Here is a 15,514-nt window from a genome sequence, read left to right as displayed (position 1 = left end):
ATCCTCACAGAACATTTCTCAAGAACTAGTCGGACACAACTCTGCTATCAGAGAAATGATTGCTGGCATTGACACCATAAAAACCGCATCTGCCGAATATTCAGTACAGATACATTGGGAACAGCGTTTTCTGAATATGTTGAAAGTGCGGTTGCGTGGGCGGAAGCTGGCTAGTAACTTACAACTAATTAAGAGTGCAATTAATCATCTGGGTAGCACAGCTATTTTGTGGTTTGGGGTAAACCTGGTGATTAGTGAACAAATATCATTAGGTAAATTTGTCGCTTTTAATCTGCTGGCGAATAATATTGCGAGTGCAGTTTTGGCATTGGTGGAATTGTGGGATGATTTCCCAGAGGTACAGCATTCTGTAGAGAGATTAGAAGATGTTTTCGCCTGCCAACCAGAGGAAAACTTTCAAACACTCCTTCCAGCCATGCCTCCGATTCGGGGTGAAGTGCATTTTGATCATGTTTCCTTTCGTTACAACCCCGATAAAGATAGCGAAATTTTACAAAATATCTCTTTTCATGTGAAACCACAGCAAACTATTGGCATTATCGGTGAAAGTGGCTCTGGTAAAAGCACTTTAGTGAATTTGCTGGCTGGTTTATATCGTCCCGACACAGGACAGATTTTGATTGATGGACAAAATATTTCTCTGGTTTCGCCCCAATCGTTACGGAGTCAGTTGGGTTTTGTACCACAGGAGTGTTTTCTGTTTTCTGGAACCATCTTAGAAAATATCACCCTGTATAGTTCCGAGTGTAGTACAGAACAAGCGATCGCAGCGGCCCAACTAGCAGAGGCACACACCTTTATTGAAGCATTGCCTTTAGGGTATAACACCCCAGTAGGAGAAGCAGGTGTAACCCTTTCTGGTAGACAAAAACAAAAAATTGCGATCGCCCGCGCCTTGATTAAAAACCCAGCTATTTTAATTTTGGATGAAGCAACTAACGCCCTGGATGCTGAATCAGAAAGACGCTTTCAGCAAAACCTAGCCCAAAGAAGCGAACAAATTACCACCTTTATCATCTCTCACCGTTTATCTAGTGTGCGTCATGCCGACTGCATACTCGTCCTAGACAGAGGTATGCTGGTTGAACAAGGCACTCACCAGGAATTGATAGCAAAAGCTGGTCTTTATCACCACTTAGCCCAACGACAATTACAACTGTAATCACAAGACTAATGCCGCCGTAGAGTCAACAGTCAAAATTTAGATATTCGGGATATTTAAAAATTTATTTATAAGTTTACTAAATATTCCAACAAAGCATTCATAATTAAAAATTATTTTTGTACTCACTTGAAAACTGAGAGAAATGAATGCTAAATTCCAGTAACTTTACCAGATGCGTTTTAGCTATAAGCTGTCTATAGTAAGGTATTGTGGTTAGATAGAAGCAAAAAAATATAAATACTAACTAAAAAATATTTTCAACAACTAAGGCTCAACCAGATATTTTTGCTCTTTTGATATTATTTATATTGTTCTAATTCTCAGTTATTTATTAATCTATTTAAAATTACTTCTTTTAGTGTGCTGATCAATAAACAAGTCTCAAAAACACTTTAATCGAGGGGCTTGACCCCCCTAGTGATTAGTAAGTAAATAGCATAAAATAAACATATACGATTCATGAACAGGAATAAAAACAACGAGTAAATCTAATGAGATATTTCCTAAAACAAGAAATGACATTAATAGCAAACAGTAGTATAATTACTAAAACAGTATTCGGCATTCTCAAAAAAAATAGCTTTTTTTTGTAAGCATGAGATATTTCTTTTGCAGAAACCCTCTTAATTTGAGAGCCGCAAAAATATACAAAAATATTATCAGGGAAAACTTATTACATTCAGAGTTGATACATTCACAATGATCAAATCTGCATCTAAAATCCAATATACAAAGCAAAAAATAGACCTGTAATTTAAAACAGCTTATGGCAAAAATAGTCAGGTCAAATACAGTTGCAACCCCAAGGGATTATGGCAAATACTGGAAACTTCAGCATTTTTTGTCTGTACTTGTTAATTAAATTATTTTTGCCTCAATAATCTGCTGCATTCTCAACAATTAATTGCCAGTCAAGATTTACACCAAAATACAACTAACCTAGACTATTATCATCAAGGATGACTAACACTATGAATCAAAATATTTCTGGAATTAGTAGTAACTTCAACAAAGCAGTGAATCCTCAGCAATTTGATCAAATAGTAGAAGCGATTCTTGCCGGTAAGTATTCCTGGGCGTGTGTTTTAATGCTACGCATAGTTGGTTATAATCCTTTACATTACATTCCCTATCGTACTTATAATCGATTGCTGAAAGATAATACTCAAGTTAACAGAACGCAGCAACAACATAGTCAAAATATGAAAGCTGCTCAACCATCAATGAATCACAGGTCTAATAACAATACTTCAACCAGTTGTTTGAACAAAATTAAAGACTTTGCTTATCTTGAAGTAGCAGGAAAGCCAACAAATGAAATTCGTGGCAGTAGTGTAGATAATTAGTTGACCCATTAAATATTAATTATCAACGGCTCTATTCCTCACACCAGGGATAGAGTCAAAATTTTTATAACCTGCTATGCCTTTTCTTAGAAATAACTTGATGCACACAATTAACCCTAGTTGATAACGGAAAGATTGGTGAATAAAATCTGCCAAAATGGCAAATATTACCAAGAAAAATATTATAAATTAGATATAAGCAATAAATAAGAGGAGAGTAATTAAAAAATTAGTTAAAAATATCAAATCAATACCCTACCCGGATTCATTAGTCCCTAACACCACAGGACGGAAATCAAAAATCTAATCTTTTCATTGACCTGCAATGATTGGTTTATTTACGCCATCCTGTACTAGTGACTGCTTAATCAATGAATATCTGATTATGATTCATATCTAACTGATTGCTTGTTGCTGAAGTAATCAGTATCTAAGGGAGTAAATAACTCCTAAACCGAAACTGACGATGAAGCGTTGTTATTGGTGGTTCTTTTTTCCAGGAAGTTTGAGCAAAAAAACTTAGAATAGCGTCTCCCCGCAATTTTAAATTTTCATGCTTGCTATTGAGTCTCTAGACGTAGAAAAACTGAATAGCGCTTCTTGACGGAATTTGGTGTTGTGTATGCCTAAAAAGGTGATATCTAACATCATAACCAGTAGTGAAAAAAGAAAGTAACGTTTCAATTGTAGTTGTGGCTGATAGATTTTATAGCTCTTACGCTTTTTTCCATATCATAATCCTCTTTCTCCCAAATAGGATTATTTCTGCTTGATAAGTTGATAAATTATACAGAAACTACTGGAAGCTAATTAATTCGAGCTTCCAGTTTTTTTATGTCCCTTGCTTTGTGTCTACATTTTATAATTTAATCTTGTCTTGCTAAAGATAGATGTAAACACATCATTGATTATTTATGTTGATTATTTGAGTGAAAATTATTGAATAACATTAAGTCTGTTTAATTAGTTGCCATTCACAATCATTGAATCCCACCCCCAACCCTCTCTATGGTATACACACAAATGATCGAATCGCCTTCTAACCCTCAATTATGGGGGAACAAGAATTTTCAAAGTCCCCCAAACTTAGGAAGCAAAATAGGCTCAAACGCACACAGGCAGAACTTGTGTGTACACGATAGCCGAAGTGCAGAGGGGCTACGATATACCTGATATGATTAGAAAACGCTATAAGTAAACTTTCATGCCTCAAGTTTATGTAAACGAAGGTTTCATAATTCTATAAATTTAATCCAGACAAAATTAATTATTAATTTTAAATAAAGATATAATCAATATTGAGTAAAGATTTAATCTTTTTTTATGAAAACCCTTGACTAGATGTAGGAAAATTTCTAAAAGGATAACAGTAGGTTAAGACAACCAAGTGAAAAGCTGTCACTTTTTTGTTGATTTTTTTTCAAGATAATTCTAAATTTATCGAAATCTGCTGATGAGATATTAGCTAGTTTTAAGCTAGTCTAGGAAGTAGATTTGTATTCATAACCTGACCTTAGCTGCCTCTAAGTTCCATTTTAGAATGGGACTCGTTTCAACCACATTTTTGGTAATCGAAACATCACCAGTTTAAATATTTTGAGGTTGACTTATAAACCTGTATTGCAAGAGTATGGCTACGCCACACAAGCTATCAGCATCATCCTCAAAATAGGAGTCACCAAAAGACTCCAATTCACTTCCCTATGAGCATCAAGCGAGATAACCAGTTGAAATTGTTACCAAGATCATACCAGAATTAAAAGGGAAGTTTGTCAAGTTATTGGGGTTAGCCAGTGAGTTATTTACTGGTTTTAGGTGTCTTACCAGAAATTGCTGTTTATTAGATTTAGACAACAGCTATGCTTGCTTCATATTTTGTCAGGTTTGCTTACTACTACTTACTGACTATTTATGACTACGCCACGCAATTTATCGCTCACACCACAAGAGCGCAGCTTTTAACTAAGAATGTGTTGACTGGGAAAAATAGAAAAATTCCGTGATGTATCGGCTGCTTTTTGATGATACGTTTCATTCTGGCATAGCCAATTAGCATGGTGAAATTTTGAGCAGAAAAAGCCAAAATAACACGGGTAAATGCCCTCAATCTCGTCACGATAGCAATAGCTCGGATAAAAACCACAAGGCTAATTCTATACACTTTTCATTGAATTGAAATGGTTGCTTTATTTACACCGTGCAGCACTAGAGTGAAAGTACCAAGCATTATACCCAGGTCAAGTAAATACTCAATTAGCTGGAAAAGACGAATGACTCTTACAGTTATGAAACCTGATTCCAAGGTTTGATGATAGCTGTAACAGATGAAATTACCCACATTTTCAGTACATGACAATTGGTAATAAATATGTCACAATCTCTTAGTCAAAGCGAAACCTTGGAAAATTACAATATCCAAAATTTTCAAGAAGGTAAATTTTTAACATCTTTTCAAAGGAAGGCTTTGCTGAAAAGTTTGCAAACTGACTTACAGCCTGAATATCGGCGGCGCATTGAAATTATGCTATTAGCCGATGTGGGTAAATCTCAAAGCCAAATCTGTGACATTATCGGTTGTTCTCAAGAAATGGCTCGCTATTGGATTGGTTTAGCCGAAGCGGGTTTAGCACACAAATGGAATGAGCGACCAATCGGTAGACCAAAAATTGTGAATGATCAATATCTGGCTCGCTTGAAAGAATTGGTCAGCCATAGCCCTCGTGATTATGGTTATGCGTTTACCTACTGGACAGCCCAATGGTTAAGTAAGCATTTAGCCAACGAATTTAACATTCAAATTAGCGATCGCCACATTAATCGCCTACTTAAACAAATGGGACTATCAACCAAACGAAAAAGTTCCAGCCCTCCAGAAACTGACCAAACCAAGGCTTGTCCTGAGCGAAGCCGAATGGATACTGGGATTACAATTTGCGATTTGCAATCTAACTCCGAGCCTAATTTTCATTGGTCATTAAATCTAATTCAGACCAATAAATAATTCTGTTTTGGAGGTCAAAAAATGGCATCAGCGTTTTCCCCGGAATACTTAGCGCAACAACTGATCCACAGATTGGGTGAGCCGCTATCAGAGCAAGAAATTGAAAGATGTTTAATTGGGGTGGAAATTGTCGAACCACCAGTAGCAAAGCAATTTTGGCAAGCAGCAAACGCACCGAATGGGATATATATTGTCCTGGGGGGTAAAGTCAGGCTTTTAGATAGCTCCAATAACTTAATTACCACCCTGACAACAGGCGCATCATTTGGTGAACTGACTTTATTTACAGAAGAAGAATTTAGCCCTTATGTGGCTAGAGCTTCTGTGAAGTTAAAACTGGCTTATTTTCCCCAAGCATCTTTACAAGAGGTAATCCGCAAACATCCGAGCATCCGCGATCGCCTCAAACAACGTGCCGAATTGTGGGATTTACTGTTATTATGTTGCCAAACGTCTCTAGTGCCTCACAATGGGTCTGTAGAAGAAATACTCAGAGCTTTGGCTTTATTTGAGTGCCACACTGTCGAAGGTGACTCACTCCCAGTCAATTTATTCCAAGACACCAAACTCTGGCTACTGCATCAGGGCGAACTACAGCATACAGATGGACGCACATTAACACCGGGAAACATCTACGTATATCCCCAGCAGGAAAATTGGCGAGCGACTCAACCCACCAAGGTTTATAGCCTGAAAAATGCTGATTGGCCACTGGTCTTAGAATACTGGCCGCAATTAGCCGAATTATCACAAGCACAGCAAGAAGTTGCAGAAGACACGCCTACACCAGTCATTACCCCCAATCTAATTAGACAATTACCACCACCAGACCCAGAACCCAAAAAGAAACAAAGACAAGCCTATTTTCCCAGTCCTACAGTTAAAGCTGGCCATTGGTGGGGACGATTAACCAAGCGGTATCCGTTCTATGAACAACAAAGCGCTGCTGACTGTGGAGCCGCTTGCTTGGTGATGATTAGCCGCTATTGGGGTAAGCGTTTGAGCGTTAACCGACTGCGAGATTTAGCCAATATCAATCGCACCGGTGCATCATTGCGGGGTTTAACAACTGCGGCGGAAAGTATTGGTTTTACTACCCGTCCAGTGAAAGCCAGCTTAGATAAATTAGCACAACAAACCTTACCTGCGATCGCCCACTGGGAAGGTAGACATTACGTTGTTGTCTATGAAATCAACAAAAAGCAAGTAATTGTGGGTGATCCCGCCTTCGGCCAACGCACCCTCACCCATGAAGAATTTAAAGCTGGTTGGACTAGTTACGCGTTGTTATTGCAACCCACAGCCCAACTGAAAGAAACTGAAGAAAACAGTACACAATTTTGGCAGTTGTTTGAATTAGTCAAACCTCATTCCAAAGTGCTGTTAGAAGTCTTCATGGCTTCGGTGTTCATTCAGATATTCGGTCTAGTTACGCCCTTATTAACTCAGTTGCTATTAGACCGAGTACTGGTACAGCGTAGCACCCTAACATTAAACGCTGTGGGTTTCGGGTTACTGATTTTTGGCTTGTTCAGTGTGATTATTAATGGATTGCGTCAATATCTGCTAGATCACACAGCCAACCGCATTAGTGTAGCCTTATTGGTAGGTTTTATTAAACACACCTTTCGTCTACCTTTAGCCTTCTTTGAATCCCGCTACGTCGGTGATATTATTTCCCGCGTCCAAGAAAACTATAAAATTCAGCGCTTCCTCACCGGTGAAGCTTTATCCATCACTTTGGATTTGCTGACAGTGTTTATTTACGTGGGTTTAATGTTTTGGTATAGCGCTCCAATGGCTTTACTGAGTTTAACCATTATCCCACCATTCTTTATTCTGGCACTGGTAGCCACACCATTTTTTCGTCGCATTAATCGTGAGGCTTTTAACGCCACAGCCAACGAAAATAGTTATCTAATCCAATCACTCACAGGTATTAGCTCAATTCGCTCAATGGCAATTGAACAAACAGTTCGTTGGCATTGGGAAGAGCTATTAAACAATGTGATTAAAAAGACCTTTGCCGGGCAGATAATTAGTAACAAAATGCAGCTTTTTAGCTCCGGCATTGAAACTTTAGTAACTACAGGATTGCTGTGGTTTGGAGCATGGTTAGTCATTCAAAATGAACTCACAATTGGGCAATTAGTTGCTTTTAATATGTTGTTGGGCAACATTATTCGCCCTTTTCAAAGGTTAGTTGTTTTATGGAATCAATTCCAGGAAGTAGTTATTTCCAGTGAGAGAATTAATGATGTCTTGTCAGCAGAACCAGAAGAAGATTTACACTATCAACCCCGGCAAATTCTACCAAGATTAGAAGGACACATTAAATTTGAAAATGTAACTTTCCGCTATCACCCAGAAAGTGATATTAATGTCCTAGAAAATCTCAGCTTTGAAATTCTCCCTGAGCAGACTGTAGCGGTTGTCGGACGTAGTGGTTCAGGAAAAACAACCCTCGCTAAGATGATATTGGGACTATACCTGCCGACAGATGGCAAAGTATTAATTGATGCCCAAGATGTGACTAGTATTTCCTTGCGATCGCTGCGTTCTCAAATTGGAGTTGTCGATCAAGATACCTTTTTATTCGGCGGTACAATCCGCGAAAATATCAACATTGCTCACCCAGAAGCCACCTTAGAGGAAATTATTGAAGCTGCAAGATTAGCTGGAGCCGATGAATTTATTAAGCTGATGCCGACCGGCTACGAAACCCAAATTGGTGAAGGTGGGGGGATGTTATCTGGTGGACAACGCCAAAGAATAGCGATCGCCCGTGCGTTACTCGGAAATCCCCGCTTATTACTCTTAGACGAAGCCACCAGCCACCTTGATTCCGAATCCGAGCGAATCATTCAAAATAACCTGAAAACCATACTCAAAGGGCGCACCAGCCTAATTATTGCCCATCGCCTGTCCACAGTGCGTAATGCTGACCTGATCCTAGTTTTAGATCGAGGCTTACTCGTCGAAAGCGGGACTCACGATGAATTAATAGCCAAAAAAGGTCATTACTTCTATCTCAACCAGCAACAACTGGCTCAAACAGTACAAACAGCCTGAAGAAGAGGCAGGGGTGCAGGGTGCAGGGTGCAGGGGGGAAGAAAATTCTCCATCTCAATCCCCTATGCTCCACTTAGAAGAAAGGGTGATTTCCCCCTACCTCTTCGTCGAAAACCTGGGAAATTTTCAATTGAACAAAGGACAAGGGATGAATCAATTCAAAATTCAAAATTCAAAATTCAAAACATAGACTTTTAATTACGAATTACGAATTACGAATTACGAATTACGAATTACGAATTACGTCCCAAGTCCTGGAAAATAAACTGTTGAATTACTTATGCCAAACCCATCTCAACATTTATCATCCGTACTTGCTGCACCACAGCAAGACCAAAATAACCAGGTTGAAAACTCTAGTGCTGTTGTTGATAATCAGACACAGGTAGAAAACCAAACCAATGATTGGTTTTACGGTACAGAAGAACTGCTAGATGCTTTACCAAAACTCTGGACACGTTCTATGCTGTATTTCTTGGTAGGATTTACCTCGATTATTTTACCTTGGTCGATGCTCACCAAAATTGATGAAACTGGCAGCGCTAGAGGGCGTTTAGAACCCAAAGGAGCAACACATCAATTAGGAATTCCAGTACCTGGGACTGTAAAAACTGTTAATGTCCAAGAAGGCGCAACGGTGAAAGCTGGTCAGGTGTTGCTAGAGTTGGATTCTGATGTCTTAGAACAAGAATTGAAGCAAAGACAGACACAGCTACAAGGATTAAGCGATCGCCAAGCGCAACTTCAGCTGCTGCAAAATCAATTAAAGCTGGCGATAAATATTCAACAGCAACAAAATCAAGCCCAAGAATTAGAAAAAATGTCTCAAGTCAATCAGGCGCAACAAAACCTGGATGCGAGACAAAGTGCATTTAGCTTACAAAGGTTAGAAAGACAGGCTTTAGTTGAACAGGCTCGACAGAATATTAATTCTACCCAGACTGCTGAAAAGTTAATCAATAGTCGTTTTAACAGAGATGTCGCCGAAGTGGTTCGTTTTCGTGAACTGTACGAACAAGGTGCAATTCCCCAAATCCAATTGGTGGAATTAGAAAAGACAGCAGAGGACAGCCAACGCTTGCATTTACAAGCACAATCTGATGTTACTCAAGCGCAACTGCGTTTAGAAGAAGAAATGAGCCGCTATCAAGCCACTATGAGCCAAGTTTTAGCAGATATTGAGCAAGCAAAACTACGCCTACAAGAACAGCAAAGTAGCTATCAAAGCGTTGTCCAAGCCGGTAAATTAGCAGTCTTGAGAAGCCAGGAACAACTCAAAGACATGGAAACGCAAATTAGTAGCTTGGAATCAGAAATAGCTCAAACCAAGAGCCAGATTTCGTCCTTGCAGATTCAGATGAAACAGCGCGTAGTGCGATCGCCTATTGATGGCATAATTTTTGAGTTACCCATCGACAAACCAGGTCCCGTAGTCGAACCAGGACAAATCATTGCTCAAATTGCGCCTCAAGATAGTAAATTGATCCTCAAAGCGCAGATACCCAGCCAACACAGTGGTTTCTTAGAAGAAGGAATGCCGGTGAAAATCAAATTTGATGCCTATCCCTACCAAGATTATGGCGTGCTGGAAGGGCGTGTGAGTTGGATTTCACCTAATTCTAGAACTCAGTCTAGCAACCAAGGCAGTATAGACACTTATGATCTAGATATCACTTTAGATCAGCCTTATGTAGAAGCTGCTAACCAACGCGTTACTTTAACCCCCGGTCAGACAGCCACCGCAGAGGTAGTTATCCGTCAGCGCCGAGTCATTGATTTTATCTTAGATCCCTTTAAGAAATTGCAACAAGGCGGTCTAGAACTTTAGATAGTTAATTTGTAAAAAAATGTAGGTTGGGTTGACGGTAGGAAACCCAACATCTTTACCAGCGCTAGGCGCAAAATATTTAAATTTAATGATTACCTCTATTTTTGAGATTTTCAAAATTCATGAAATAGGGGGTATTTCTCATTCATTTATTCATCTAAAAACAAGAAAATAATCATACTTTTAAAACCATTAATTAAAATATTAAAACTATCATTAGATAGAGACAATAAACAATATATCAAGCAAAGATGATGAATAAGATACTGATTTGCAAATAATCAGACGGCTAATTTTAATTAGTTCCTAACTGGAGGATTTTAATTATGTCAAATATTTTAAAAATTTCGACCGAAGACATTATTTACTATATAAAGATGGCTTGCCAAATACCTGGAATATTAGAAGCGATCGCCACTCAAAAAATTATTGCTGAAGCCGCAAATAAAGCAGGCATTGAAATCTCAACAGAAGAACTGCAAACAGCAGCAGATAATCTACGTTTAGCTCACCGACTACTCAAAGCTGAAGATACTTGGGCTTGGTTAGAAAAACATCATCTTTCATTAGATGACTTAGAAGAAATAGCCAAAATTAACCTGACATCTTCTAAACTAGCTAATCATTTATTTGCAGACCAAATCGAACCATTTTTTTATGCTCACCAACCCAAATATTTTGGTGCAGTAACTTATGAAGTCATCTTAGATGATGAAGATTTAGCCTTAGAACTATTTTATGCCCTCCAAGAAGGCGAAATCAGCTTCCAAGAAATTGCGCGTCAATACATCCAAAATCCCGAAACTCGTCGTTCTGGTGGATATCAAGGAATCCGCCGCCGTACTGACTTCAGAGCCGAGATTGCCGCCGCAGTTTTTGCCGCTAATCCTCCGCAAATTCTCAAACCAATCATTACACCCAAAGGAGCGCACATAATTGCAGTTGAGGAAATAATTAAACCAGAATTAGATGAAAACTTGCGTTTTCAAATTATGGGAGACTTTTTTAACAATTGGTTACAGCAGCAAATAGCCACTGTCGAAATTGCCGCCAACCTCCCAGAAAATACGAATACTCAAACACCAAATAGTTTGCTTAAACCAGCGTAAAAAAACTTGTTTAGACTCCCTATTTGTAGGTGAATGGAGTACAAATACAAGTTGTAAAAGTCTTGTAGTGCGGGCATCTTGCCCGCTATTGGTGTCCGTGCTTGCAGGGAGAGGGTTATTGTATCTCACTCAACCGAGATTGAGTATTTTTTTATTTGTAAGCCCCCAATAACAATTCTTTTATTGTTGCAAAATAAAAAAATAAAATGTACATGATAAAACCCCGGCTTTATTGAGGATAAAGACCGGGTTATCTACTTTTATCAACCATTTAAAATGGTTCTATGAAATCCCCATATTAGAACTGCAAAGCAGTAAAGATGTCTTCAGATTTGGGATTAAGGTAAGGACGTTGCAATTCAATTTCCAGCATAGAGAAATGTTTGAGAATAGATTCTAACCTACCTGCTGGCGTATCATTATCTTGCTGCCAAACATCAAGCAAAGCATTAGCAATAATTTGGCAACGGTTCATCCCAAAACTTTCACGGTCTGTAAATTTGCTATTTGGTTCTTCAGCTAAAGCTAACCCTGGCGCGAGTAATTTAGTAAATAGAGGCACTGAGTCACCAAAATGGGATTGATTTTCTGTATACACCCTTTCTAAGACTGGGCGAACTACTTCATAGTTGTGTTTGTCAAAGTAAAGCACTGCTGAATCACAACGTCCATAATCTGTAGGGTTATATAGTGCTTTAAATGTGAAGGAAAGTGGCAGAGCATTCAATTGGGTCGTTAAACCATCCATGACAGCAACAGCACCGTCTGGGGACAAATTAAAGTAGATTCTGACTATTTCTTGATCACCATGAGCAGCTTCATTGCCAACCGCCATATAAAATCCATTCTGCACTACATTCTTAGGCAATTTGATGGGAACTAAACTACCGATAGTTACAGCTTGATCTTCTGGTCGCAAGTGAATATCGCGCTCAATGTGTACAGTTAAACCACCCTTATGCACTGCTAAAGCACCATCTGTTTCTTCTTTAACTACCAGCCAATCGTCGCTGAAGTAGCCTTCACCTCTGTTGCTTTCATGTAAGCGGTCATAAAAACCAATATCTACACCCAAAAAGCTATTATTTTCTAAATCCTGATTCAATGCGACATTTTTTGACTCTCCATCTGATGCGAGATTCAGATCCTCTTTTAATGAACCGTTGTAGTAGACACCATAAAGAAAACTACGCAGTTGTAAAGCTAAATATTTGTTCTGGAGGTCTAAGGGCAATTTTTGAAAGCGAGAAACTGCTTGCTCTGTTAATTCTACGCTTTTATAATTTGGATGCTTAATACAATGATGAGAAACAATTTCAATTTTATGAATAATGTCTTGTATTGATGTCTGCAATGGTTCAGGAATAGTTGCTAGTTGTGTTTGTAGCGAATCTAATAGTTGCATAAGAGATTACCTGTAAGTCAGAGAGCGTATAGAGACACGATTTGTTTTGCCTTTAACGGCAAAATAGCTTGAAAATCGTTTTGATTAAGTAGTCCTAGCCATTAGTTATTCGGAATGTATACCCTACTGCTTGTGGATGTAGTTAACTAATGACTAATGACTAATGACTAATGACTAATTACTCCTCCTAGCGGGGGAATATTTTATGGGAGTCAAATCTGAAGCATCCATACCGAAAATAGTAGGTATAGATACTTCTGGACGACATAATAAACTCTTGGCAACTTGGAGCATACTGATACCAGGATTACCAAAGGTTTTTTCGTGCTGGAGCGTGGCTTGAATAGATTGAATTAAGGCTAAACCACAGAACTGCACTACTCGTTTTAAGAAATCAGGACGATGCTCTAGGATTTCGGGAAATTCAGCCAAATAAGCTTTAACTAGTGCAGCAAGTGAAGGACGGAGTGTTTGTAAAGGTGTAGTAGCTAAACGTAAAGACTCTTCAATTTCCATTCCTTTACCGACAACCACACTGTATAGCCATAATTGCAAGTAACTACCGAGTAATGAGCCTAAATCGTTAGCTGGATCTCCCCAAGAACAGCGTTCCCAGTCAATTAAGCGAATCATGCTTTGGTCTGAGGAGGAGTTATTGAAATTCACATCTTCCCAATTTAAGGAAATGAGAATGTTGTTCAGCTTCATGTCGTTATGAGTCAAACAGTAGGGAGTGTAAGAACTACCCAACTCTGCGATCGCTTGACCCAAACTATCGTAACGTTGATATAGGGCAAAGAATTTCAACCCGTCAGAGGGAACATTACCAAAGATATCTGGCGTAATCCGATCAATTTTATGATTCACTTTAGCGGCATCTTGACTCGGTGCATCCTGGGAATTTTCAAAGAATTCCCGACACTCAGGACCTTGAATACTAACGCGATGAATTAATCCCAGAATAGTGCCAATTTTGGTCGCCACCTGTGTAGGAAAGATGTTTTCCTTTGCGTAGAAATCTGCTACATCTCGGTAATTATTGAGATAGTTGAAAATAATAATCGAATTTTCAGCATCAAAATGTACCGCTTCCGAAAGCAAAGGGCGCACATAGCTAAGTTCAGGGTTTCTTTGCAAAAACTCATGAATCCGCCATTCCTGCACAAACTCACCAGCAGTTTTTCCTTCTCGGTTGTGGCGCTCTTGCTTAACTAAAAGTTTTTTATCCTCAGATAAGCTGAGTAATAAGTTAAAGTTTTTCGCAGGTTTAAGTTCAATATTACTCAATGAACGTTCTTCCTCAGAACATAATCCGAGGGGGATTAGGTAGTCAAAAACATTTTGATAGCTTAATAAAAATGGCATGGCGTTAAATACTCCTCAGTAATGTAAAAACTTGTTGCTGGTTAATCAAGAAACTGTAAAACCAGAGCATTCCTATCCAAGCATTGATGGCACACAACATTTTTTTAGTCATCATGTCAATTAGAATTCAATAATGAAAAAGTAGTAAACTGATCAGCTACAAAACTAAACTCGGACACAGTAATAAATGAATTTGCTAGAGAAACAATACTGTAAATAGCAAATGCCGATAACATAAAATCCATCAGCCTATAAGTGAAATTCAGCATTTGAGCAAATGCGTAGTCAACTTCGTATTGATTACCCCCATGTATAGAGATTGGAGATATATCTGTGATTTCGATGAAAAAACTTTCTGAGTAATTAGGGTGTAGTTCGGAAATTATAATTCCTGCCATTTTACTTATGTCCTAAACATATCATTGATTAATGAGTTAACAGAAGCTGTGTTCAGTAAATTCCAGCTAAATCATTAGTCAACTAATTTGCTATCTTGGCTCAGATAGAACTGTTATTTATCACTAATATTTGATGCTCAATAAATTAATGCAACTTTGGTAATTGAGCATTTATCACGATTATTGAAACATTTATCAAAAATTAACAAATCGTTTGATTTCTGTGATTCTAGCCTTAATTAATTTCCAATTAACTTGTCGAATTACATCATATATTTTTCAATTGGGCTGGCTTTAAGGTTTTCTATTTATTCAAAAACCTGATTAAGATAAGAGTTCGCAATCCTATATTATTTGTTGAGAAGTGCTTACTTTTTACCTTTAATCTCAAGACAGCCATCAAAATTAATAGTTAACTACAAAGCTAGAAGCGCCGCCCATACCTATACCCATATCCATAGTATGGTTGACTATATGACTTGGCCACATAAGTAGCATGACCAATGGCATACGTACCAACAAATGCTCCAGCGAATGCAGTGAATGTAATTATGCCACCGACAACGTTATATTGAACCTTAGAGATAGAATCGGCATCGCTCAATTCATTAAGAAAGCTTTCGGAATCGTAAAACAGTTCAGAGCCAGTAGCGTATAGTTGAGAAAGAGTGATAGTTGCCATGAATTACTCCTAAAAGACTTGTAGGAATGAGATGATTAATGACCGAATTTGTCTGGCTCTTAGGGATTACTGGTCATCAAAGAATGCCTTTCGTCCCCAAAGAGCCATTTATTTAAGTTGTC

The 15,514-nt window shown here is 38.4% G+C and carries 10 protein-coding genes; 6 read left to right on the top strand and 4 right to left on the bottom strand.

Annotated elements, in window-relative coordinates; all coding sequences use genetic code 11:
• The 6 genes from VB654_RS18545 to VB654_RS18520 all read left to right on the top strand — a co-directional run.
• The coding region (locus tag VB654_RS18545) for a peptidase domain-containing ABC transporter (protein WP_323215281.1) at positions 1–1,183 on the top strand (1,183 nt) is incomplete at its 5' end.
• A gap of 974 nt (positions 1,184–2,157) precedes the next feature.
• Positions 2,158–2,532 carry a HetP family heterocyst commitment protein gene (locus VB654_RS18540; protein WP_323215280.1) on the top strand — a complete coding sequence of 125 codons (375 nt, stop codon included), beginning with the start codon at positions 2,158–2,160 and terminating at the stop codon, positions 2,530–2,532.
• Between the two features lie 2,368 nt (positions 2,533–4,900).
• Entirely contained in the window at positions 4,901–5,533 is a 633-nt protein-coding gene (locus VB654_RS18535; RefSeq protein ID WP_323215279.1) for a helix-turn-helix domain-containing protein, read from the top strand.
• A 21-nt stretch (positions 5,534–5,554) separates the two neighbouring features.
• On the top strand, positions 5,555–8,605 hold the full coding sequence (locus tag VB654_RS18530; protein WP_323215278.1) for a peptidase domain-containing ABC transporter: 3,051 nt from the start codon (positions 5,555–5,557) through the stop codon (positions 8,603–8,605).
• 280 nt (positions 8,606–8,885) lie between these two features.
• Positions 8,886–10,433 carry an HlyD family efflux transporter periplasmic adaptor subunit gene (locus VB654_RS18525; protein ID WP_323215277.1) on the top strand — a complete coding sequence of 516 codons (1,548 nt, stop codon included), beginning with the start codon at positions 8,886–8,888 and terminating at the stop codon, positions 10,431–10,433.
• A 326-nt stretch (positions 10,434–10,759) separates the two neighbouring features.
• Positions 10,760–11,542, top strand: a complete 783-nt coding sequence (locus VB654_RS18520) for a peptidylprolyl isomerase (protein WP_323215276.1) — start codon at positions 10,760–10,762, stop codon at positions 11,540–11,542.
• Positions 11,543–11,840: 298 nt separating this feature from the next.
• On the opposite strand, the gene VB654_RS18515 is transcribed toward VB654_RS18520, so the two are convergent.
• The 4 genes from VB654_RS18515 to VB654_RS18500 all read right to left on the bottom strand — a co-directional run bounded on the left by VB654_RS18515 (position 11,841) and on the right by VB654_RS18500 (position 15,392).
• The gene (locus VB654_RS18515) at positions 11,841–12,947 is read right to left on the bottom strand and encodes a T3SS effector HopA1 family protein (RefSeq protein WP_323215275.1); all 1,107 of its coding nucleotides are present in this window, start codon (positions 12,945–12,947) and stop codon (positions 11,841–11,843) included.
• Between the two features lie 174 nt (positions 12,948–13,121).
• Positions 13,122–14,312, bottom strand: a complete 1,191-nt coding sequence (locus VB654_RS18510; protein ID WP_323215274.1) for a phosphotransferase — start codon at positions 14,310–14,312, stop codon at positions 13,122–13,124.
• A gap of 116 nt (positions 14,313–14,428) precedes the next feature.
• Positions 14,429–14,710: a hypothetical protein gene (locus VB654_RS18505; RefSeq protein ID WP_323215273.1), complete on the bottom strand. Its 282-nt coding sequence runs from the start codon at positions 14,708–14,710 to the stop codon at positions 14,429–14,431.
• A 424-nt stretch (positions 14,711–15,134) separates the two neighbouring features.
• On the bottom strand, positions 15,135–15,392 hold the full coding sequence (locus VB654_RS18500; protein WP_323215272.1) for a hypothetical protein: 258 nt from the start codon (positions 15,390–15,392) through the stop codon (positions 15,135–15,137).
• Between the last annotated feature and the right edge of the window lie 122 nt (positions 15,393–15,514).

The organism is Nodularia sp. UHCC 0506, from assembly GCF_034931045.1.
Taxonomy (GTDB): Bacteria; Cyanobacteriota; Cyanobacteriia; order Cyanobacteriales; family Nostocaceae; genus Nodularia.
This window is presented reverse-complemented; position numbering and strand designations above follow the sequence as displayed.